16 protein-coding genes are annotated in these 21,325 nt (G+C 72.2%); 11 read left to right on the top strand and 5 right to left on the bottom strand.

The window, feature by feature from the left end; all coding sequences use genetic code 11:
• Positions 1-81: 81 nt before the first annotated feature.
• Positions 82-1,941: a tetratricopeptide repeat protein gene (locus ABZ267_RS18885; protein ID WP_356746637.1), complete on the top strand. Its 1,860-nt coding sequence runs from the start codon at positions 82-84 to the stop codon at positions 1,939-1,941.
• Between the two features lie 94 nt (positions 1,942-2,035).
• On the opposite strand, the gene ABZ267_RS18880 is transcribed toward ABZ267_RS18885, so the two are convergent.
• Complete coding sequence (locus ABZ267_RS18880; protein WP_356746636.1) at positions 2,036-3,166, bottom strand: helix-turn-helix transcriptional regulator; 1,131 nt, start codon at positions 3,164-3,166, stop codon at positions 2,036-2,038.
• Between the two features lie 194 nt (positions 3,167-3,360).
• Between ABZ267_RS18880 and ABZ267_RS18875 the strand changes: the two genes are divergently transcribed.
• The 3 genes from ABZ267_RS18875 (at position 3,361) to ABZ267_RS18865 (ending at position 7,491) form a co-directional block, all read left to right on the top strand.
• On the top strand, positions 3,361-4,743 hold the full coding sequence (locus ABZ267_RS18875; protein WP_356746635.1) for an FAD-binding oxidoreductase: 1,383 nt from the start codon (positions 3,361-3,363) through the stop codon (positions 4,741-4,743).
• 63 nt (positions 4,744-4,806) lie between these two features.
• Entirely contained in the window at positions 4,807-6,159 is a 1,353-nt protein-coding gene (locus ABZ267_RS18870; protein WP_356746634.1) for an MFS transporter, read from the top strand.
• A gap of 213 nt (positions 6,160-6,372) precedes the next feature.
• Complete coding sequence (locus tag ABZ267_RS18865; RefSeq protein ID WP_356746633.1) at positions 6,373-7,491, top strand: ADP-ribosylglycohydrolase family protein; 1,119 nt, start codon at positions 6,373-6,375, stop codon at positions 7,489-7,491.
• Positions 7,492-7,500: 9 nt separating this feature from the next.
• Here ABZ267_RS18865 and ABZ267_RS18860 read toward each other — a convergent pair whose 3' ends face one another.
• Complete coding sequence (locus ABZ267_RS18860; RefSeq protein WP_356746632.1) at positions 7,501-8,283, bottom strand: SDR family oxidoreductase; 783 nt, start codon at positions 8,281-8,283, stop codon at positions 7,501-7,503.
• A gap of 90 nt (positions 8,284-8,373) precedes the next feature.
• Here ABZ267_RS18860 and ABZ267_RS18855 point away from each other — a divergent pair, with 90 nt between their 5' ends.
• Positions 8,374-9,222: a hypothetical protein gene (locus ABZ267_RS18855; RefSeq protein WP_356746631.1), complete on the top strand. Its 849-nt coding sequence runs from the start codon at positions 8,374-8,376 to the stop codon at positions 9,220-9,222.
• Between the two features lie 199 nt (positions 9,223-9,421).
• On the opposite strand, the gene ABZ267_RS18850 is transcribed toward ABZ267_RS18855, so the two are convergent.
• From ABZ267_RS18850 to ABZ267_RS18840, 3 genes are all read right to left on the bottom strand, one after another.
• On the bottom strand, positions 9,422-9,628 hold the full coding sequence (locus ABZ267_RS18850) for a DUF397 domain-containing protein (protein ID WP_093692008.1): 207 nt from the start codon (positions 9,626-9,628) through the stop codon (positions 9,422-9,424).
• A 249-nt stretch (positions 9,629-9,877) separates the two neighbouring features.
• On the bottom strand, positions 9,878-10,735 hold the full coding sequence (locus ABZ267_RS18845; RefSeq protein ID WP_356746630.1) for a helix-turn-helix transcriptional regulator: 858 nt from the start codon (positions 10,733-10,735) through the stop codon (positions 9,878-9,880).
• Between the two features lie 307 nt (positions 10,736-11,042).
• A complete protein-coding gene (locus tag ABZ267_RS18840) occupies positions 11,043-11,762 on the bottom strand; it encodes a GPP34 family phosphoprotein (RefSeq protein ID WP_356746629.1) in 720 nt (239 codons plus the stop codon).
• 193 nt (positions 11,763-11,955) lie between these two features.
• Here ABZ267_RS18840 and ABZ267_RS18835 point away from each other — a divergent pair, with 193 nt between their 5' ends.
• The 6 genes from ABZ267_RS18835 (at position 11,956) to ABZ267_RS18810 (ending at position 21,283) form a co-directional block, all read left to right on the top strand.
• Positions 11,956-14,544 (top strand): serine hydrolase, encoded by a 2,589-nt coding sequence (locus ABZ267_RS18835; RefSeq protein ID WP_356746628.1) that lies wholly within the window; start codon positions 11,956-11,958, stop codon positions 14,542-14,544.
• Positions 14,545-14,771: 227 nt separating this feature from the next.
• Complete coding sequence (locus tag ABZ267_RS18830; RefSeq protein WP_356746627.1) at positions 14,772-16,670, top strand: MFS transporter; 1,899 nt, start codon at positions 14,772-14,774, stop codon at positions 16,668-16,670.
• Between the two features lie 165 nt (positions 16,671-16,835).
• Positions 16,836-17,819: an adhesin gene (locus ABZ267_RS18825; RefSeq protein ID WP_356746626.1), complete on the top strand. Its 984-nt coding sequence runs from the start codon at positions 16,836-16,838 to the stop codon at positions 17,817-17,819.
• A gap of 73 nt (positions 17,820-17,892) precedes the next feature.
• A complete protein-coding gene (locus tag ABZ267_RS18820; RefSeq protein ID WP_356746625.1) occupies positions 17,893-18,852 on the top strand; it encodes an aminoglycoside phosphotransferase family protein in 960 nt (319 codons plus the stop codon).
• Between the two features lie 100 nt (positions 18,853-18,952).
• Positions 18,953-20,536 (top strand): alpha/beta hydrolase, encoded by a 1,584-nt coding sequence (locus tag ABZ267_RS18815; RefSeq protein WP_356746624.1) that lies wholly within the window; start codon positions 18,953-18,955, stop codon positions 20,534-20,536.
• A 72-nt stretch (positions 20,537-20,608) separates the two neighbouring features.
• Positions 20,609-21,283, top strand: a complete 675-nt coding sequence (locus ABZ267_RS18810) for a hypothetical protein (protein WP_356746623.1) — start codon at positions 20,609-20,611, stop codon at positions 21,281-21,283.
• Positions 21,284-21,325 lie beyond the last annotated feature (42 nt).

Below are 21,325 nucleotides of genomic sequence, written 5' to 3'. Positions count from 1 at the left end.
GTGAGCTGGGAAGTGGGCGGGTTCCCGGTAGCCGGAGAGGAGCCGATGCCGGGCGCGGACGCCTGCTGACAGACTGTGGACATGCCTCCGCCGTCCCCGCCCCGCCGCCTCTCCCTCCAGCAGATCGTCGAAGGCCGGCGGCGCGCCGCGTTCGTCGGGCGGGAGGTCGAACTCGACCTGTTCCGCGACAACTTCGCCACTCCGCCCGAGGACCCACGCCACCGGTTCGTCCTTCATGTGCGGGGCAACGCCGGGGTAGGCAAGACCTCGCTCGTACGGGAATGGCAGCAGGCGGCACGGGAGTTCGGGGCGCTCACCGCGTCCGTCGACGAAGGCGCTGACTCCGTGCCGGAGCTTCTGGCCTCCGTCGCGCGGCAGTTCGCCGAGCAGGGGCACCCGCTGCGGGCGCTGGACCGGATGCTGGCCACGTACCGGCGCGCTCTCCACGACGCGGCCGGCCGGCTCGCGGCCGACGGGGACGAGCCCTCGCCCGCCGCTCTCGTCGCCGCGCAGGCCGGGCTGGTCGCGGCCGGGGCGATACCTGTGGTCGGGGCGCTCGCCGGCGGCATCGATCCGGCGGTCGTGGCGCGGGGTGCCGGCGGGCTGCGGGCGGTGTTCGGCGGGCGGGCGCGGCAGCAGGAGGAGACGTTCCTGCTGGCCGAGCCGGTACGGGCGCTGACGCCGGTGTTCGTCGCCGAGCTCGGCCGGGTCGCGGACGCCGTGCCGTGGGTCGTGCTGTTCCTGGACACGTACGAACGCACCGCACCCCTGCTGGACCGGTGGCTGGCGGACCTGCTGCTGCGCGGCCGGTACGGAGAGCTGCCCGCCAACCTGGTCCTGACCCTGGCCGGGCAGCGGCGCCTGGATCCCGCGCACTGGGGCGATCGGGGCCGCCTGGTGGCCGACGTACCGCTGGGACCGTTCACGGAGGCCGAGTCGCGCCAACTCCTGCACGGACGCGGCGTGGTGGAGGAGCCGGTGGTACGGGAGGTACTGCGGCTCTCCGGCGGGCTGCCGGTCCTGGTGTCGACGCTCGCCGCCAATCCCGGCGCGGCCGGCGAGGCGAACGCGACCGCCGTCGAGCGCTTCCTGGCCGGCGAGAGCGACCCGGACCGCCGGGCGGCGGCCCTCGCCTGTGCGCTGCCCCGGCGGTTCGACGAGGACCTGGTGGCCGTCGCCGCGCCCGCCGCCGTCCCCGGGCTCTACGGCTGGCTGCACGAGCTGCCGTTCGTCGTCGAGCCGCACTCGGGCCGCTCCCGCTACCACGGTGTCGTCCGGGCCCCGATGCTCCGGCTCCAGCGCACCGGCTCACCGCGGCGGTGGAAGGAGACGCACGACCGGCTGGCCGAGGCATTCGCCGTACGCCGGGACGCGGCGGCGGAGGGGATCGACCCGGACCGGCTCTGGGCCGAGGAGCCGTGGCGCCGGGCCGCTCTCGACGTGCTCTACCACCGCCTCTGCGCCCGCCCGCGCACCGCGCTGCCCGACGCCTTGCGTGCCGGGATCGCGGTGTGCGGCCAGCAGCCGTCCGCCGCCCGCCACTGGGCCCGGACCCTGGTGGAGGCCGGTGAGGACGCCGACAGCGCCGTACTCCGCGACTGGGGCCGGGACTTCCTCATCGCCTGCACCGACCACGGCCCCCGGCCCACCGCCGTCCTCGGACTCCTGCTGACCCGCGTGGAGCTGACCGATACGGAGCGGGCGGCCGCTCTCGTGGCGCGCGGCTGGGACCGCTTCCGGGCCCGGGAGTTCGACGCGGCCCTCTCCGACCACGGCCGGGCCATCGCGGTCGACCCGCGCCATGAACGGGCCTACCAGGGACGGGCGGTGGTGCTGCGGGCGCTTCGCCGGCACGAGGAGGCCCGCGCGGACCTGGACCGCGCGCTGGAGCTGGACCCGGAGTACGGCTGGGCCCGGGCGCAGCGGGAGCGGCTGGGGTGAGGGGAGCGTAGGGCCGGAGGGAAGGCGTGCGGTCTGTGGGCGCTGCTTCGGTGGGCTGTCGTCAGTTCGGTCAGCCGCTCAGCAGCTCAGCCGCTCAGTCGGCTTGGACGCGCGTCATGTTCTTCTGCGCGAGCGGCGCGTAGTACTCGGTGAACAGCTTGCCGACCAGCTCGCCGCGGCTGGAGACGCCGACCTTCTCGAAGACCGCCTTGACGTGGTCGCGGACCGTGTGCGGCGACAGGTGCAGCCGCGCGGCGATCTCGCCGGTCGGCAGGCCGCGCGCGATGTACTGGGTGACCTCGGTCTCGCGGTCGGTGAGCTCGTAGGCGTCCACGACCAGCGGCACGATCTCCGAGGTCTTCGCCGGCTCGATCACCACCGCCGACGCGCCGAGTCGGCCGTTCGCCTCGCGCAGACAGGAGGCGTGGCAGACCAGCCAGCGGCCCGCACGGTTCCGTACGCGTGCGCGCGCCTGGCCGCCGTCCCGCTCCCGCGCGACGGCGCGCGCCTTCATCGCCGTCGCCTGGACCCAGGCCGGTACGCGGATGCCGAGCGGCGACGGCACGGCGGGGCCTTCGGGAAGCGTGTCGAGGTAGGCCGACGCGTCGTCGTTCACCGACATCAGCGCACCGCTCGCGTCGAACAGGAGGAGTCCGGGACCGTGCGGAGCGTCCGACAGCGGCTGCGGTGACGGCTCCGCGAACGAGCGCAGCCGCTTGGCGAGCGGAGTGAGGACGGAGGCGATCAGCCGCGTCTCGGCGTCGTCGAAGGCCGCCCGGCCCTCGGCCCGGAACAGGCTGATGTGGCCCTGCGGACGGCCTCCGACGCGCAGGACCGCGCGCAGCTCGTCCTGGAGTCCGCGCGGCCGCATGAAGGTCCGGTACAGCGTGCTGCGCGCCGGCAGGTCGCCGGTGGTCCGGCGGAGTCCGGCGACCGGCACCGAGGCCTGTGCCAGATCGCGGAAGAGGTTGACGTTCTCGGTGAACAGCTCGGATTCCCAGTAGACCGCGCAGCCGCCCTCGTCCAGATTCTCCGCCCGGACCGGCGCGGTCATCATGCCGGTCACCGGGTCGGTGACGCGCCAGACCGCCGCGTCGTACGGCAGGAGCCGGCGCAGCTGCGTCGAGGCCTCGGCGAACATGCTGAGCGCGTCGGTGGCCTTCGCCGACCGGGAGAGCAGTTCCGCCCGGCCGACCGAGGTGCGCGAGATCGTCGAACTCGTCATCCCTTGAAGGTGCCAGTTCCGGCGGAACCCTCCAACCCCTCACCTGAGGGAGGCGGTCCTTTCACGCCGCTCCTCCGCCGCGCCCGGCCCCCTTGATCGCGGGATGGGAACCGTGTCGTGCCGGCCGAACACTGCTCCTCATCGCCGCCGCGTCCGGCGGGACAGCCGCGCGGCACGGGAGGAAGGACAGGATCATGGTTGGAAAATCGGGGCGGTCCAAACAAGCGGACATCGCCGAGAGCGCTGTGGACGGGCTCGTCGCGCGGCTCGAAGGTGAGGTCTTCACTCCGGAGGACGCCGGTTACGCGCGGGAGTTGGCGGGCTTCAACCGGATCGGGCTCCACCGGCCGGACGTGGTGGTCGCCGCGCTGTCGGCCGAGGACGTGTCCGCCGCGGTGTCCTTCGCCGCCCGGCAGGGCCTCCCGATCGCCGTGCAGGCGACCGGCCACGGCATCGCCGCTCCGGCGGTCGGCGGCGTCCTGGTCTCCACGCGCCGGATGAACGCGGTCGCCGTCGATCCGCTCACGCGTACGGCGCACGTCGAGGCCGGGGCGCAGTGGCACCAGGTGATCGCCGCCGCCGCGCCGCACGGCCTGGCACCGCTCAACGGCTCGTCGCCGCTGGTCGGCGTCGTCGGCTACACGCTCGGCGGCGGCCTCGGTCCGCTCGGCCGGCAGTACGGCTTCGCGGCGGACCATGTGACCTGCATCGAGGTGGTCACCGCCGACGGCGGTGTCCGGCAGGTCACGCGCGACCGGCATCCGGACCTGTTCTGGGCGCTGCGCGGCGGCAAGGGCAACTTCGGCGTCGTCACCGGTCTCTGGTTCGGCCTGATGCCGGTGCGCCGGCTCTACGGCGGCGGCCTCCACTTCCCGGGTGAGCAGGCCGCGCAGGTCCTGCACACCTGGCGGCAGTGGACCGCGACCGTGCCGGAGGAGATGACCTCCTCCGTCGCGCTGCTGCGGCTGCCGGACGTCCCGGACGTGCCGGAGTTCCTGCGCGGGACGTTCGCCGCGCATGTGCGGATCGCCTTCACCGGCCGCGCCGAGGAGGGTGAGCGGCTCGTCCGTCCGCTGCGCGCGTGCGGGACGCCGCTGGCGGATTCGGTCGCCGAGATGCCGTACACCGCGGTGGCCGGCATCCACCAGGATCCGGCGCATCCGCTCCCGTACCACGAACGCAACATCGTGTTACGGGAGTTGGGCCCGGATGCCGTGGAGGCGCTGCTGCGGGTGGCCGGAGCCGGGTCGTCCTGCGGTGACCTGATGGTCGAGGTGCGCCAGCTCGGCGGCGCGCTCGCACGGCCCGCCGAGGTGCCGAACGCGGTCGGCGTCCGCGAAGGCGCGTACACGCTCTCCACGCTCTCGCCTCCCGGCTCGCCGGACGTGGTCCTCGAGCCGATGGCGGAGTGGAGCACGGGCCGCCGCTATCTGAACTTCCTCGCCGGTACGGACACGGCCGGATCGGCGGCGGAGTGCTTCACGCCGGAGACCTGGAGCCGGCTGGCGCGCGTGAAGGCCGCGGTCGACCCGGACAACCTCTTCCGGCTCAACCACAACATCGCGCCGCTGCCGTAAGCCGGCCGCCGCCCTGAACGGCCTCGCGATCCGCCAGGCCCTCGTCACTACTGGGAGTCCATCATGACCACGCACGAGGCCGCGTCCACCGCGGCCGCCGGTACCGTCCCCGCTCCTGGCGCCCGCTCGGACGGGCTGCGCTACGGCGCTCTGTTCGGCCCGGTCGTCTTCGGCGTCACCGCCGCCGGTGTGGCGCTGCCGGACGTGGCGTCCTCGCTCGACGCCTCGGCCACCGCCACCGCTTGGGTCCTGACCGCGCACGCGCTGGCGCTCGGCGTCGGCACGGCGCTCTTCGGCCGGCTCGCCGACACGCGAGGCGTGCGCGCGGCGCTGCTGCTCGGCTCGTCGGCGCTCGCCGTCGGCGCGGTGGTCTGCCTCCTCGCGCCGAACCTCGGCGTCCTGGTGGCCGGACGCTTCGTCCAGGCCGCCGGTTCCGGTGCCATGGCGGCCTGCGCCATGGCGCTCACCGCCTCCGTACCGCCGGAGCGAAGGCCGCAGGTCTTCGCCGGATTCGGTGCGACGATGGCCATCTTCTCGGCCGGCGCCACCTTGGCCGGCGGCGTCTTCACCGCATGGGTGACCTGGCGCATCGCGCTGGTCCTGCCGGCGCTCTCCTTGCTCGTCGTGCCACTCTGCCTGGCCGGAGCACCGACGCGGAAGGACTCCGGCCGGTCGACGGACCTGCCGGGAGCGGCTCTGCTGACGCTCACCGCCATTTCGTTCCTCGTCCTGATCCAGTCCTCCGCGCTCGCGCTGACCACACCGCTGGTGGTCGCCACCGCCGCCGTGCTGCTCCTGTCGGCCGCCGGCCTCACCTGGCGCACACGCGGCAGCGAGACGTCCTTCGTGCCGCGCGCACTCGTCACCGACCGCGTCTTCCTGAAGGCCGCCGTCATCGGTATCGGCGTGTACGGCGGTCTGTTCGCCGCGATGTACGCCGTACCGCAGCTCCTCGTCCGCGACCACGGCTGGAGCGTCCTGTCCGTCGGCGTCCTGCTCCTGCCCGGAGCCGTCGTCGGTGCGGCCCTGTCCCGGCTGGCCGGCCGGCTCACCGCGGGCGACCGCGGCAACCGGCTGCTCGGCGCGGTCTCGCTCGCCTTCGCTGCGGCGCTCGCCGGCGCGCTGACCGGCTCCGGCGCGGTGCTGCTGATCCTCGGCGCCTCGCTCGGCTTCTCCGCGTTCTCCGTCACCCAGGTCTTCACCACCGCGCTGATGTCCGGACACATCGAACCGGCGCGGCGCGGCGGTGCGATGGGACTGCTCAACCTCACCTTCTTCTTCGGTGGCGGCGTCGGCAGCGCCACGGCCGGCGCCCTGGCGAAGTCGATGCCGCTCTCGACGGCACTCGGCGTGGTCGCGCTCTTTCCGCTGATCGCCGCAGTGGCCGCCTTCACGCCGGCCCGGCGCACGTCCTAGACGCCATGTGCCATGAGGCCCGCTTCCAGGAGCGGGATAGCGACGCGGTGTCTCCGTCGCACCGCCGGGCTATTGCACGTGTATCGGGACAGTGCGGACGGCCGCGCTCCGGTCGCCCTCTCTACCGCCCGTTCCCGTTCGATTACAGTGCTGGGGCGGTCGCCCGCAGAGGCCCGCACTGGCGGCGGACCATGTGGTGGCGGGAGGCGGCGGGTGAGCACAGGGACCACGGCGGTCTGGGGACGGGCCGAGCAGCAGGACTTCCGCAGCCGGGTCCGCGGGGCGCTGCTCGGCGGGGCCATCGGGGACGCGCTCGGGGCCGGGGTCAGCGGGCTCACGCTGGAGGAGATCCGGGCGGCGCACGGCGCCGAAGGCGTCGTCGACTACGTACCCGCGCACGGCAGACGCGGCACCGTCACCGCGCTGACCCAGCTCACGCTCTTCACCGTGGACGGTCTGATCCGCGCCCAGGTCCGCCGCGACACCGGCGCCTGGCACCCGCCCACCGACGTCCACCGCGCCCACCTGCGCTGGGCCGCCACCCAGCACGACTGGGGCCCCGACGAGCGGCGCAAGGACAACGGCTGGCTGGCCGCCGAGGAGTGGCTCTACGCGCGCCGCGAGCCTGCCCGCGAGTGTCTCGGCGGCTTCGGCGACACCGTCATGGGCACGCTGGAGCGGCCCAAGAACCCCGCCGCCCGGGACGCCGGCGCGCTCACCCGGTCCGCGCCGTTCGGGCTGCTCGTGGGATGGGAGCCGCAGCTCGTGCTCCAGCTGGCCGTCGAGTGCGCGGCCCAGACCCACGGCCATCCCGCCGCTCAACTGGCCGCCGGAGCCTTCGCCGTACTGGTGCACGGACTGGCGCGCGGCGAGACCCTGGACGGCTCGGTGCAGCACGCGATGGCGCTGCTCGGCGAGCGTCCCGGCCACGAGCCGGTGACCGAGGCGCTGCAACAGGCCCTCGGCTCGGTGCGGCAGGGCATCCCGGGGCCGGCGCTCATCGAGGCGCTGGGCGCGAGCGACGCGGCCGACGAGGTGCTCGCCGTCGCCGTGTACTGCGCGCTGGTCAGCGAGGACGTACGCCACGGGCTGCGCCTCGCCGTGAACCACGGCGGGCCGTCCCGCGCCACCGGGTCCGTCTGCGGAGCGCTGCTCGGCGCGCTGCACGGCGAGACCGCGCTGCCGCCGGCCTGGCTCGCGGAGCTGGAGGGCCGGCCGACGCTCCTCGAACTGGCCGACGACTTCGCGATGGAGATGACCCAGGGCCCGGCCCTGCACAGCCCGACCGCCGCCGCGCCGGGCTGGCTGGCCCGCTACCCGCGCGGCGCGTGACACCGCAGGTCAGCGCATCAGCTCACCGGCATTGACCAGCAGCGACTGACCGGTGATCGCGCGCGCCCGGTCGGAGGCCAGGAAGGCGACGGCGTCCGCCACATCGCCGTCGGTGGCCAGCTCCGGCAGCGCCATCCGCTCGGTGAGCCGGGCCAGCACCTCGGACTCCGGTACGCCTTCGGAATCGGCGGTGAACCGGACGTACGCCTGCACCGGCGGCCCCCACATCCACCCCGGCAGCACGGTGTTGACCCGGATCCGGTGCGGCCCCAACTCCCGCGCCAGCGAGTACATCGCCGAGGTGAGCGCTCCTTTGGACGCCGCGTACGCCGCCTGCCGCACCTGCGACGGCGCGGCCACCGCGGACTGCGTGCCGATCACCACCACCGAGCCGCCGCGCTCCTTGAGCGCGGGCAGACAGGCCCGGGTCATCCGCAGCGTACCGAGCAGGTTCACGTCCAGGACCGACTGCCAGGTGGCGAAGTCCGCGTCCTCCAGGCCGCCGAAGTAGCTGTCCCAGGCGGCGACATGGACCACCGCGTCGATCCCGCCGAACCGCTCGACCGCCAGCGCTGCCAGCGCCTCGCACTGTGCCTCGTCGGTGATGTCGGTCGGCAGGTGGGCGGTGTGGCGGCCCTCCGGGTCGATCTCCGCCGCGCTCTTCGCCAGGTTCGCCGCCGTCCGCGCCCCGAGCACCGCGCGTCCTCCGTCCCGTACGACGGTCTCCGCGACCCGGTGACCGAGCCCGGCGCCGACGCCCGACACGATGACGGTCTTTCCCGCGAGCAGCATCTCGGTGCCTCCCGGCCCTGGACGTTTTTCTGACGGATCGTCAGAGTAGGTGGCGGCGGGGGCCGATGGAAGAGGAAGGGGGCGCGGGAGATGGCAGACGAGCGCGAAGGGGCACGCGGTGCGGGCTATGCCGAGCTGGCGGCGGTGGGGCCGTACGGAGTGCGCCCGGGGCACGCTCTGATCACCATGGTCGAACCACATCCGGGCCATGAGTACGCGTACAACCGCTGGTACGAGGACGACCACTACTACGCCGGTGCGACGGCCATGCCGTGGATGTTCGCCGGGCGGCGCTGGGTGGCCACCAAGGTCCTCCAGGAGCTGCGCTATCCGGAGGATTCGGCGGTCGCGCAGCCGGTCGGCGCCGGGTGCTACCTGTCGACGTACTGGGTGACCGAGGGCCGCTACGACGAGCACATGAAGTGGACCGTCGCCATCAACAAACGGCTCAACCGGGACGGCCGGGTCTACCAGGACCGCACCCACGTCTTCACGGCCTTCCAGGACCACGAGGCGACCGTCTACCGCGACGGAGCGGCCGGGCCACGGGACTGCCACGCGCTGGACCATCCGTACGAGGGACTCGTCCTCCAGGTCGTCGACGCGGAGGGGCCCGAGCAGCGGGCGGAGCTGCTGGAGTGGCTGAGGTCCCGGCATCTGCCGCAGCGGCTGAGCGGTTCGCCGGCGGCCATGGTGACCGTCTTCCGGCCGACGCCGCTGCCCGGTGACCGCATGACGTACGTGAAGCAGGTCGAGGGGGTGGAGACCCGGCTGACGCTGCTGTGGTTCCTCCAGGAGGATCCCCGTACCTGCTGGGACACGCACTTCACGGGGCTCGACGCTGCGGTCGCGGAGGCGGGGCTGGGGCGGGTCGAGCTGGTCGCGCCGTTCATCCCGACCGTGCCGGGGACCGATCGGTACGTCGACCGGTTGAGGTGAGCGCCGCCGGGCGGGCCGGCTGGCGTGCCGAGCCCCCTCGGCCAGGACGGCGAACCGGTCGAGAGGGCTCCATCAGGTGGTGCGGTGATGCGGTAGTGCTGGTGCTGGTGCTGGTGCTGCTGTGGTGCTGGTGACGCTGCCTGCGTTGCGGACAGGCGGTTGTCGGACGTCGGGCGAGCGCCCTCGGCCGGACGGTCGGTCAGGCGTCGACCGGGCTCGTGGCGACATCGCGCACGAACGCGTTCCACGCACCGGGGACGAAAGTGAGCGAAGGGCCCTCGGGCGCCTTCGAGTCACGCACGGCGATGGACAGAGCGACCGGGGACTTGACCTCGACGCATGCGCCGTTGCCCCCGGAGTACGACGACTTCGTCCACATGTCCGTAGCACCCTGAAGAATTGCCATGTTCACTCCGGTTCAGAGAGTTGGGTGAGTCGCACCAACCTGATTCCGGTTGGCGTGATCGACGCTACTCGCCAAGCCCCGTCCATGAGATGGCCGTTCACTCGACCGGGTGTCATTTGGCCAGGAGCCCTTACGCTGTGAGTCGGCGGCGGTGTATTGTGCCGCCGCCGCTCACTCAGCGCCCTTGGAAGTGTCCTGAATCAACTGGTGCCGGCTGGGTCAGCCGGTGTCGGCCGGTGTCAGCTGACGTCAGCTGGTGTACGACTTGGCGATCTTGGTGATGAACTCCCGCGTCTGCTCCACGTTCAGAGCCTGCGCCCGCAGGTGCTCGTACATCACGCTGTAGCGCTGGACGTCGTTCGCCTTCTCCAGGTAGAGATCGCTCGTGACGCCTTCGATGTAGACGACGCTGGAGTCCGCGGCGTCCGGGAACTCCAGGATCGCGTACTGCCCGTTGATCCCGGGGTGCGCTCCCATCTCGAACGGCAGCACCTGCACGGTCACATGCGGCAGGTGTGACTGCTCGACGAGGTGCTCCAGCTGGTCGATCATGATCTGGTTGTCACCGACCCGCCGGCGCAGCGCCGACTCGTCGATCACGGCCCAGAGCCGCAGCGGGTTCTCCGGCGCGTTGACCCGGTCCTGGCGCCGCGACCGTACGTTGACGCGCTTCTCGATGTCCGACGGCGGCGCCTCCGGAAGCGCGCCGCTGATCAGCGCCTCCGCGTAGGCCCGGGTCTGGAGCAGGCCCGGAACCATCTGGGGCTCGTAAACCCGCAGGGACTCCGCGTCGGTCTCCAGACCGATGTAGACGCTGTACGGGATGTCGCCGAAGGCGTGCCACCAGCCCTGCTGGCGCGAGTCCTTGGCCATCTGCATGAGCGAGTCGACGATGCGGACGTCCTCGACCTCGTAGACCCCGCAGAGGTCGCGCACATCGCGCTGGCTGATGGAGCGGCGGCCGTTCTCCAGGCGGCTGATCTTCGACTGCGAGACGAGCAGACGCTCCGCCACCTCCTCGGCCGTCATGCCTTTGAGTTCGCGCAGGCGGCGCAGTTCCTGGCCCAACCTGCGTCGCCTGACTGTGGGATTGACGTTGGACGGCACGGAAAGTGCACCTCCGGCTATGTAGCTGTGCGTATCTACTGCTCAGCAGATTGCCACCCCTGGCCCCGGCCGCGCTGGGAAACGGCCACACGCAGGTGCGTGCGGTATAAGCCCCCGGCCGCGCACCGGAGCACGCACCGGCGCGCGAAAGAGCGGGCGCTACGGCGCGCAAGCGCGCGGGGCAGCCGGTCGAAACCGGCTGCCCCGCGCGTGGTGCGGCTCCCGAACCGGGTCCGATGACGACGGTTACGGCGGTGTGCGGTTGTCCACGCGGTCCTCTGCGCGGGTCCTGCTCGGGCTCTCCGGGTCAGCTCGCGGCGGTGTGCGCCATGCTGCCCGGGCGTGCCTGTGCTTGCGGCTGCAACGGAACGCCCGCTGCCTGCTGCGTACGGCGTGGCTGGACCGCCACTCCGTTCTGGACGTCCATCACGGCGTGCGCCACGAGGCCGCCCATGGGGTCGTGCCTGATCAGGTCCCGGAGCCGGGAGCGCGATGAACGCCCCTCGTTCCCGGGGTACAGGTGCTTGCCGAGTCCGACCGCGTGGGCCAGTGCGGCGAGCGCCGCGGTCCGCGGGTCCGGCGGTACGCCGGTGCGGATCGCACTGTCCAGCCGGGCTCTGATGTCCCGGCTGATCGCTGTCTCCGTCGCCTGGTAGCGAGTCGTCGGCAGCACTCCGCACATCTGGCCCGCCACGGCATGAACCATGCCGCACCGCTCCAGATGAGCGAGATAGATCTGGCGCAGCCCCAGCCGGGGTCCGCCGATCCAGTGGACCGCCCGGACCGGGCTGCCACGACGGCGCAGCAGCTCCAGTGCGGAGTCCAGTGTCGGATCTCCTGTCGGCCGTGGCATCACCACGGCGATACGATCCCCGTCAGGGGCTATCCGTCCTGCCAGAGCCAGCTCCACTAGCTGTGCCCCGGCCAGGCCGAGGTCGAGCGACTGCGGCTGCGCTGTGGTACCCGTGGTCGGGTCCAGAGCGAGCAACAGAAGCTCCTCCGGGATTGTTCTGCGGCTCCTGCCCATCCATGCCTCCCCGCGTGGATGTCTGACAGGGTGACCCCTCTCACATTCATCTGTCGAGAGCGCCTGACTGCTTTGTACGGGAACCAGTAGGTATGTCGTTCTCGTCTAGCAGCTCGGCCAGGGGTTCACACAGGACACTGGTAGATGGTTCGGACAGCGCGGGGGTTGCCCCGCGGCGCATGAGGAGGCATCGGTGGCGGGCGAGTCCCCCGACAAAACGGAGCAGCGGAAGTCGTCGGGGACGGCTGCGGAGGAACGCGACCCGCGCTTCGCGGTGTTCCGCGAACCCGGTGCGGACGTGGATGAGTCCGTGGATACGGCTACGGATACGGATACGGATGCGGCTGCCGACGAGGTGAAGCCGGATACGGCCACGGCTGTCTTCCGGCCGCGGCTTCCGGAGGACGAGGCGGGGCGCGGGACGGCCGGTTCCCGCGAGGAGGCTCCTGAGGGCGCTGTAACGGCCCAGAAGCCCGCACAGGACTCTGCGGGGCCCTCGGGCGGCGCCAAGGACTCCAAGGGCCCTGACGCGGCCGCGGAGGCCTCTGAGAGCGATGCGGACGGTACGGACGACGCCGCTGCGGAGAAGCCGGAGGCCGGTGACGTACGGCTGCGCGCTGCTGTGGCGGCGTGGGTCGACGTGGCGGCCGAGGACGAGGCCGAGGGGCCGTCGAAGGATGAGGCGAGGGGTGCGACGGAGGACGAGGTGAAGAGCCAGTCGGCAGCGGATGCCGAGGCTGCCGCCGACGCCGGGCCCGTCGCTGAAGCCGCTCCTGATCCCGAGGCCGCCGCCGAACCCGAACCCGAGGCCGATCGCGAGCCCGAGGCAGCCGCCGACTCGAAGTCCGAGGCCGAGGCCGAGATCGAGCCCACGTCCGGAGCCGAGGCCAGGCCTGCCGACGAGCCCGATTCCGTCGAGGAGCCGGAGGCCGCAGCCGGGACCGCGAGCGAAGCCGACAAGCCGGAACCCGCGGCCGACCCGGAGCCCGACGCCGACGACTCCGGCACCGGCCCCGACGACACCGGCTCCGACCTGCGAGGAATCGATCAGCCCACGGCCGTCTTCAAGGCCGTCGCGCCCCCCAAGCGGGTCGACCAGCCGACGACCGCGCTGAAGCTCTCGCCGCAGGAGCTCCAGGCGCTGAAGGCCGCGGGCGACAAGGCCCGGGACGGCTCCGGCACCGCCGCTGAGCCGAAGCCGGACGATCCGGAAAAGGCTCAGGACAAGCCCGAGCAGGGCAAGGCCGGGCAGGACAAGGCCGGGCAGGACAAGCCCGAGACCGCCGCCGAGCGCACCAGCACCTTCGTGCCCCTGCGCTCCGACGACGTACGGCCGACCCCCGCGCCCCGCGCGCCGAAGCCCGAGTCGGAGACCGAGACGCCGGCAGGCAGGCAAGAAGCCGCACCAGCCACCCAGGCCCAGACCCCGGCCTCCACTCCCGCCGTCCCCGCCTGGGCCGCCGCCGAGCGGACCCGGCAGCAGCCGCTGCCGCCCAAGCCGCCGCTCGACCTGCTCGCCGAGCTGACGAACACGCCGCCGCCGGCCGAGACCCCGGTCCGTACGGCGGTCCGGCGGGTCAAGATCTGGACCCCGCTGCTTCTCCTCCTGCTGATCGTCTTTGCGATCGTGCAGGTGATGCGCCCGCTGCCGGACCCGGCCCTGGAGCTCACGGCGAAGCCGACGTACACCTTCGAAGGCGGCGAGACCGAGCTGTCCTGGCCCGGCCAGGGCCAGTCGGCGGTGATGGTGGACGGCGTCGGGTCGCTCGGTTCGGAAGGGGCGCAGAAGCCGGCGCCCATCGCCAGCGTCGCCAAGGTCATGACCGCCTACGTGATCCTCAAGGAGCACCCGCTCAAGGGTGACGAGGTGGGCGAGACGATCACCGCCGACCAGAAGGCCGAGGACGAGTCCAAGAACGCGGACGAGTCGGTGGCCCCGCTCACCAACGGCCAGAAGCTCAGCCAGCGCGAGATGCTCCAGCTGCTGATGATCCCTTCCGGCAACAACGCGGCGCGGCTGCTCGCGCGCTGGGACGCCGGGAGCGAGGACGCGTTCGTCGACAAGATGAACGACGCGGCCAAGGACCTCGGGATGACCAATTCGACGTACACGGACCCGAGCGGGCTCGACAAGGCCACCGTCTCCACCGCGGCCGACCAGCTCGAGCTGGCCCAGGCGGTCATGAAGAACGACGTGTTCCGGAAGATCGTGGACATGCCCGAGGTCGAGATCAAGGGCATAGACGGCAAGATCTACAACAACAACAACCTGCTCCTGCAGCCCGGTGTGAGCGGCATCAAGACCGGTTCCTCCACGCCGGCGGGCGGCAACCTGCTCTGGTCCGCGAACACCGTGGTCGACGGCAGGATGCTGTGGATCTACGGAGCGGTCATGGGCCAGCAGGCCGGTACGGGCCGGGTCTACGACAGCCTGGAGCTGTCCCTGCAGAACAGCCTGAAGCTGATCAAGGGCGCGCAGAAGGCTCCTACCTCCGCCACGGTCGTGAAGAAGGGTGACGTGGTCGGATACGTGGACAACGGTTTCGGCGCACAGACTCCGGTCATAGCGACGAAGAACCTCAAGGCGGTCGGCTGGCCCGGACTGAAGGTCGAGCTCAAGGTGACCGACAACGGCAAGGGCATCGCGCACTCCGCGAAGGCCGGCAGCGAGGTCGGCATGGTCACCGTGGGCACGGGCACCGGAAAGGTGACGGCACCGGTGGTGCTGCAGGGCGACCTGACCGAGCCGGCCTTCGGCGACAAGCTGACCAGGATCGGCTGAACGGAGTCGGCTGACCGGGACCGGCTGAGCAGGATCGGCTGACCGGGACCGGCTGAGCGGACAGCGGTAGGGGAGCAGGCGCGGGACGGGGTGAGCGGCGTCGCTCACCCCGTCCCGGTGTCAGGGGTATGTGTCGGAGGTACGTGTTAGCGTCCCCGGACAACTGAAGGACGCCGGGATGCGTCCTGAAAGGCGTACGGGGCCGCCGGAGGACGGGGAGAGCCGTAGTGACCACCGCGGAGCCGAGACCCGGCCGCGAGGCGGACAGCGCCACCGAGAAGACCGTGGACAGCACCAGCGGAAAGATCGCGGACGGCGACAGCGCCGCGCCGCGCGTCCTGCTGCCCTCACCTCGTACGCCGGAGCCTCCGTCCGCCTCCGAGCGGAACGCCACTCCTGAGCCGTCCACCACCCCGCCCAGGCGGCTGCTGCGCCACCCCGTCACCATCGCCACGGCGGCCGCGGCGATCACCCACGTCCTGTGGTTCCTCTTCTTCGCCAACAGCGGCGGCGACATCGCGGCGCAGGACGCCTGGGCCGAGTTCGTGGGCCGGCATCCGGGCACGGCGTACAACCTGGCCTGGTACGGCGGCATGCACCCCGTCTCGTACAGCGTGGTCTCGCCGTATCTGATGTCGGTGCTCGGCGTCCGCTCCACGATGATGATCGTCGGCACGGTCTCGGCGGGGCTGACCGCGCTGATCCTGGTCCGGGTGCGGGCCGTGCGCAATCCGCTGGCCTGCTCGCTCGCCGGCGTCTTCGCCTATCTGTGCAACGCGCTGTCGGGCCGGGTGACGTTCGGGCTCGGCATGATGTTCGCGGTCGGCGCCGTCGCCGCCGTCTTCTGCTGGCCGCACCGCTGGCGGTACAAGCGGTGGGCCAAGGCGGCCGTCGCCGCGCCGCTCGCCGCTCTGGCCACCGCGTCCAGCCCGGTCGCCGGGCTCTTCCTCGGCGTGGTCGCGGCCGCGCTCTTCCTCCACAAGCGGCGCCCCGGCGCGTACGCGATCGGGCTCGCGCCGGTCGCCGTGGTGGCGCTGTCCTCGCTGCTCTTCCCGTTCTCCGGGACGCAGCCGATGTCGCTGGGAACGGTGTCGCTGCCGTTCGTCTTCTCGGTCCTGATCTTCGTCCTCGTACCGCGCGACTGGTCCACCGTCCGCACCGCGGCCGCCGTCTACGGCCTCGGCACGGTGCTCACCTACTTCGTCGACTCGCAGATCGGGTCGAACGTGACCCGCATGGCGATGCTGTTCGCCGGGATCGTGCTGCTCGCCGCGCTGCCGTACACGAGGCCGCGCAGCCGCCGCTGGTACGCGCTGGTGCTGGCGTTCGCCGGGCTCAACTTCTGGATCGGCTTCAAGGGCGTCGACGACATCGTCCGCACCACGCCGGACGCCTCCTGGGCCCGTTCGCTGGCTCCGCTGGTCAACCAGCTCCAGCAGGTCGGGGCCGAGCGGGGCCGGGTCGAGGTGATCCCCGCGAGCAGCCACCGGGAGGCATCGGCGCTGGCCACGTACAACCTGGCCCGCGGCTGGAACCGGCAGGCCGACATGAAGCGCAACCCGCTCTTCTACGACGACACCCTGGACGCGGTCAACTACCGCCAGTGGCTGGACCGCTGGGCCGTCCACTACGTGGTGCTGCCCACCGGCAGGCCGGACGGCGGGGCCGAGCGGGAGACGGAGCTCGTCGGGAAGGGGCTCTCCTACCTCCGCGAGATCTGGAGCGACGAGAACTGGAAGCTCTACCGGGTCCTGGAGCCGACTCCGCTCGCCGATCCGCCGGCCACGGTGGAGAAGGCGGGCGCGAACGAGCTGACGATCCGGGTCGAGTCGGCGGGCCGGGTGCTGATCCGGATCCCGTACTCGCGCTGGCTCGGCCTCGTCGACGAGCAGGGCAAGAGCCTGGAGCGGCCGCAGGAGACCGAGGAGTCCAAGCTGCGGACGGCGGAGGACGAGACGGCACCCAAGACCTTCGACAACCTCCACGGCTGTCTGAACAAGATCGAGGACGAGGGCCCGTACGGCGACGAATGGACCGAACTCCTCGCTCCGAAGCCGGGCGTGTACCGGCTGGCGGCCCCGTACCAGCTGCAGCCGGGAACACCGTGCCCGGAGGAGCTCAGCTGAGCCGGACCGGGCTCGTGTGCACGGCCTGAACGGGCCTGTTGTGCAAGGACGTTGCGGAACTGACCCCTGTACGGCGCTCTGCGCTGGCCCTCGCAAGGATCTTTGTACGGGCCATCATTCGTGGAACCTCCCTCTGGAGGCGCGGCCCTGGCAAGGTGTCCTGGCATGAGGTGCGAACACTGCGGCGGTCAGCGCGGCGCGCTCCCGGGGATGGTCTGTCCCGGCTGCGGAGCGGCCCGTTCCCGGACGGCGGCCGGCGACGGTTCCTGGGTCGCGCACGAGACCCTGGCAGGCCGCGTCTCCACTCTGCCCCGGCGACGTAAGGCCTTGCTGGCGGCGGGAGTTGTGGTGGCTGCCGGAGGCCTGGCGGCGGTGGCCGCGCTGCTGCTGTCGGGCGGCGGGAGCATGGGCGGCGGCACGAGCCGTGCGGACGCGGCGGGCCGCGCGGGCGCCTTGCCGGGCCCGCCGGACCGGATCGACGGCGGGGCTCCGACGCGGATCGGACCGGGTCAGGAGGCGACCGATACGCCACCGTCCGATCCTTCCAGCCCGGCGGAACCGTCGAGTCCGGCGGATCCTTCGGGAGCTCCGGACCCTTCGGACGGGTCGGACCTCTCGGACGGGTCGGACGGGCGCCGCTTCACGGGATGGGCCGGGCCGGGCTGCACGGCGGGGGAGTACCGGGAGTACGGGCGCTTCGAGCGCGGCGAGGCGGGCTGGTACGCGGTCGCCTCCGGCGGTTTCACCGGTGGCGGCTGCGACGGCCGGTTCAGCGCCGTCCCGATGTCCGGCAGCCCGACCGAGGACCGGGGCTCCAGCGCCACCTGGTCCTGGCACCTCGGCGAGGGCTTCCGCGCGTGCGCGTTGACGGTGTTCGTGCCGTCGGCGCCGGAGGGCCGCGCCCAGGACGTGGCGGGCGACCCGACGGTGTACCGGGTGCTCTCCGACCCGACCGACGCGTACTCCGCGTACACCGGGTTCGCGGTACGCCAGACCCAGCACCGGGGCCGCCCGGTCGAGGTGGGCAACTATCCGGTCAAGGGCGACACGTTCGCGGTGCTGCTCGTCGACCGGGGCCGGGACTGGGGCGCGGCGGACCGGGTGGGGGCGCATCACGCGGCGGCGCAGATGAGGGTGGTGTGCCGCTGAGGCGGTGTCGCCGCGGATGCGGTCGGCGTACGCCGGTCGGAGTGGTGGGCGCCCGACGGGGCACAGTGCGGGAATGACCTTGTACGGCCTGGACGCCACCACAGACGACGCCACGACCCGGGAGTCCGCGACCCCGGAGTCCACCACTCCGGAAGGCACCACGCCGGGCTCCACCACGCTCGACTCGACCACGCTCGTCCGCACGCTGATCGCCGCACAGTTCCCGCACTGGGCGGACCTGCCGGTGCGGGCGGTGGACGCGAGCGGAACAGCCAACTCCGTCTACCGCCTGGGTGAGGACAAGGCGGTACGGCTGCCGCGTACGGAGAGCAGCGCGGCGGACGTGGCGACGGAGCACCACTGGCTGCCCCGGCTGGCACCGCAGCTGCCGGTGCCCGTTCCGACGCCGCTGGCCCAAGGAGCTCCGGCCGAGGGCCTCCCGTGGGCCTGGTCGGTGTGCACCTGGCTGGAGGGCGACAACCCCACGCCGGGTGACGGCACGTGGGCGCCGGAGCTGTTCGCCGCCGACCTGGCGGAGTTCGTCCTGGCGGTGCGCCGGGTGGACACGGCGGACGGCCCGCCGGCCTACCGCGCCGAGCCTCTGGCCTCCCGGGACGAGCGGACGCGCAAGGTGATCGCCGGGCTGGACGGCGTCCTGGACGCGGCAGCGGCCACCGCCGCCTGGGAGGACGCGCTGGCGGCGCCGGGTTTCACCGGGGCGCCGGTGTGGGTGCACGGGGACCTCCAACCGGGCAACGTGCTGGTCGCGGAGGGCCGGCTCACCGGGGTGATCGACTTCGCCTGCATGGGCCTGGCGGACCCGGCGGTCGACCTGATCGCCGCGTGGTACCTGCTGCCCGCGGCCGCGAGGCAGACGTTCCGTACGGCGGTCGAGGCCGATGACGCGAGCTGGCGGCGGGGGCGCGGCTGGGCCCTGTCCATCGCGGTGATGGAGCTCGCCGCCTACCGGGAGTCGAACCCGGCGATGGCGCGGAACGCGTGGTGGGTGATCGGAGAGCTGCTGGCCGGCTGACCCGGGGTCACGTCCGTGCGTCCAGGGGGAGCTGGCCCCACTGCAAACGGGGGTGCCAGCCGTAGTGAGTGCGAACGCCTGAACTTCTAGCGTCTGTTGCATGAGATACGCAGAGAAGATCAGGGTCCCGCACAGCCCGGCGGCCCGCGGCGCCGCTGCCGCGGGCCTGGCAATGGCCGTAGGTTTCACCGCGTCACCGGCCCTGGCCGCACCCGCGAAGACGCCGACGGCTCAGTCGCAGGCGGGGCTCGGCCGCTACTACGACCAGCGCCTGTCCTGGGGCATGTGTATGCAGTCCCCGGACGACACGACGGGCCGCGACCTGGACAAGGCGGGCGTGCAGTGCGCGAACGTCACGGTCCCGCTGGACTACGCCGTTCCCCGGGGCCGCACGATCACGGTCGCGATATCCCGGCTCAAGGCCACCGACACCCGTCACCGCATCGGCGCGATCCTCCTCAACAACGGCGGCCCCGGCGGCACGGCGGTGGACTCGCCGCCGGTCATCCGCAAGGCGATGAAGAAGGTGGGCGCCCGCTACGACATCATCGGCTTCGACCCTCGCTTCGTCGGCCGCAGCACCCCGCTGGACTGCGGCTGGCCGGTCAGCTTCCCGTGGTTCTCGGCCGGCGCGGGCCGGGCGGGCTTCGACCGCCATGTGGCCCTGAGCAAGAGCCTGGCCGCCAAGTGCCGCGCCACCAACGGCTCGGTGCTCCCGCACGTCACGACACGCAACACCGCCCGGGACATGGACGTGATCCGGGGCGCGCTGGGCGAGCGGAAGATCTCCTACCTCGGCTATTCGTACGGCACGTATCTGGGCACGGTCTACACCCAGCTGTTTCCCGGCCGCTACGACCGGATGGTCCTGGACGGAGCGATCGACCCGCGCGCCTACGAGCCGCGGCTGATGAAGAACGCGGTACCGGAGAACGAGCAGGCACTCTCCGCCTGGGCCGCCTGGGCGGCCGGCCACCACACGACGTACCACTTGGGCCGCACCCGTACCGCCGTGCTCGCCACCATCGACGGAGTCATGGCAGAGGCGGCAAGGAGCCCCCTCACACTCGGCACCGAGCCGGAGGCCTTCCAGCTCGACGAGGGCCACATACCGACGCTCCTCTTCATGGGTCTGGCCGACGACACCGACGCGTCGCGGGCGTTCCTGGCCGAGCAGGTCTCCGCCCTGTCCAAGGCGGCGAAGGACGAACGGGTCGTCCCGTCACCGGGGTTCACCGAGATCCTCCGCCTCGCGACCACCGGCGCGGACTCGGCCTCCGGCAGCGTCCAGATGGCGATCATCTGCGGCGACGTACCGGCCCCACGGAACCCCGAGCTCTACTGGCGCGACATAGAACGCTCCCGCGCCGCCCACCCCCTGTTCGGCCCGCTCACCGAGAACATCGGCCCGTGCGCGTTCTGGAACGCCCCACGCGAGCAACCCACCCGCATCCGCCACGACGCCCCGTCCCTGATAGTCGCCGCCACCGGCGACCCCCGCACCACCTACGGAGGCAGCGTCGCCCTCCACAACCAGCTCCCCAGCTCCAGGCTCCTCACCCTCAAGAACGCCAACCGTCACGCGGTGTACGGGGAGTACGGGAACGCGTGCGTGGACGGAAAGGTCAACGACTACCTGGCGACGGGCACGCTGCCGAGGAAGGATGAGGTCTGCGGGAGGTAGGGCGGGCGGCCCGCAGGTCACCAACTCATAGACTGAGGAGCCAGCTTGACGTAGCCGTTGGAGGGAATCCCGTTGGAACAGCTGCGAAGACTCGTCGGCGCCAACGCCCGGCACAGCCAGGCCGCAGTGCGCTTCCGCCCCAACACCTGGCGTCCCTGGCTGGAGCCTTTCGGAGCAGGGCACGTCCTCGACATCGGCAGGGAGAGCACGAGCGGACGACGCGGAGACCGGGAACTCGGCCGGGACGACGTGACAGCACTGCGGTCGCACGTCGGAGACGATCCCTCTGGCCTCCGCGACCTCTTCGTGGCCGTCATGATCTGGGGCTCGGGCACGACCAACGGCCGTGGCCCGCGCTACACGTCCGCCGCCCTCGCGGACGCGCGCCTTGCGGACGTCCTGCGGGACACACGCGCGTCGGTCCGAAGCGGAAGCTTGGAGGCGGCCTACACCCGGTTCGCCCTCAACGGTGTCGGGCGGTCCTTCTTCACCAAGTGGTTCGCGGCCGTTGACGACCGGGGCCGCGATGCCGACCGGGCTCTGATCCTCGACGTCCGCGTCTTCCGCTCACTGAACGCGCTGGGCTGGTCGAGCCGAGAGGCGGCGGGAGTGAGCCATTGGCCGACCAGGTACGCGGTGTACGTGAGCACGATGCACGCCTGGGCGAGAGAGCTCGGGGTGACGGCCGAGTGGCTGGAGTGGCTCCTCTTCGACCGGAACGGCCGAGTGTCCGTGGAGGCGGCCTGAGGGTGCCGCTCGGGGGCCACGACGTGTGGTGCGGGGCGGGGT

The sequence above is a fragment of the Streptomyces sp. NPDC006174 genome, assembly GCF_040614075.1.
GTDB lineage: Bacteria > Actinomycetota > Actinomycetes > Streptomycetales > Streptomycetaceae > Streptomyces.
Note: the sequence above shows the minus strand (reverse complement) of the source record. Positions and strands in the feature narration are given on the sequence as shown.

Coding starts and splice junctions, on each gene's coding strand:
- ABZ267_RS18880 (WP_356746636.1), bottom strand. CDS start 3,166: ATGACGAGTTCGACGATCTCGCGCACCTCGGTCGGCCGGGCGGAACTG.
- ABZ267_RS18850 (WP_093692008.1), bottom strand. CDS start 9,628: ATGGCAATTCTTCAGGGTGCTACGGACATGTGGACGAAGTCGTCGTAC.
- ABZ267_RS18885 (WP_356746637.1), top strand. CDS start 82: ATGCCTCCGCCGTCCCCGCCCCGCCGCCTCTCCCTCCAGCAGATCGTC.
- ABZ267_RS18860 (WP_356746632.1), bottom strand. CDS start 8,283: ATGCTGCTCGCGGGAAAGACCGTCATCGTGTCGGGCGTCGGCGCCGGG.
- ABZ267_RS18840 (WP_356746629.1), bottom strand. CDS start 11,762: ATGGGCAGGAGCCGCAGAACAATCCCGGAGGAGCTTCTGTTGCTCGCT.
- ABZ267_RS18815 (WP_356746624.1), top strand. CDS start 18,953: ATGAGATACGCAGAGAAGATCAGGGTCCCGCACAGCCCGGCGGCCCGC.
- ABZ267_RS18825 (WP_356746626.1), top strand. CDS start 16,836: ATGAGGTGCGAACACTGCGGCGGTCAGCGCGGCGCGCTCCCGGGGATG.
- ABZ267_RS18820 (WP_356746625.1), top strand. CDS start 17,893: ATGACCTTGTACGGCCTGGACGCCACCACAGACGACGCCACGACCCGG.
- ABZ267_RS18875 (WP_356746635.1), top strand. CDS start 3,361: ATGGTTGGAAAATCGGGGCGGTCCAAACAAGCGGACATCGCCGAGAGC.
- ABZ267_RS18855 (WP_356746631.1), top strand. CDS start 8,374: ATGGCAGACGAGCGCGAAGGGGCACGCGGTGCGGGCTATGCCGAGCTG.
- ABZ267_RS18870 (WP_356746634.1), top strand. CDS start 4,807: ATGACCACGCACGAGGCCGCGTCCACCGCGGCCGCCGGTACCGTCCCC.